The sequence below is a fragment of the Pedobacter sp. 05L430 genome, from assembly GCF_056397585.1.
On the sequence record NZ_JBFTNT010000613.1, the window covers coordinates 1 to 600 of the forward strand.

Genomic DNA, 600 nt, shown 5'->3' on the forward strand with positions numbered 1-600 from the left:
ACGAAGTTCCGGGCGATGAGGCCATGGTTTTTTCGGCCGCGGTTCTGGACAGGTTTGCAAATCCATACATTAAACATTTATGGATCAATATCACTTTTCAGTATACCATGAAAATGAAAATAAGGATATTACCTGTTTTAACTCAATATTATAAGCTATTTAATAAGGTTCCATCAAGTATCGCTTTCGGTTTTGCTGCATTCTTATGTTTCATGAGAACTCAAAAAAAGGAAGAAAATCAGTACTTTGGGCAATACGATGGTAAGGAATACCTGATTACTGACGATCAGGCTGCTTATTTCTATGAAAAAAGCAAGATTGACGAAGCTGAGTATGTAAACTCAGTATTGTCAGATCAGCAGTTATGGGAAACCGACCTGCCAGGCCTTAAAGATTTTATTAAAACAGTAGAAGAAAATTATAACAACATAAAAACCTTTGGCATTACAGAAGCACTAGCCAAAACAAAATAAAAAAACAACCCAACCAAATACTAAACCAAATATAATGAACGAAAAAAAAGTAGGTAATTACAGGTGGACTATCTGTGCATTATTATTTTTCGCAACTACTGTGAATTATCTTGATCGACAGGTGTTA

General features: G+C 34.8%; 1 protein-coding gene. It reads left to right on the plus strand.

Annotated elements, in window-relative coordinates:
* Window positions 1-473: mannitol dehydrogenase family protein (locus AC1DG9_RS27625; RefSeq protein ID WP_477635772.1), on the plus strand; the 473-nt coding region annotated here is incomplete at its 5' end.
* Window positions 474-600 lie beyond the last annotated feature (127 nt).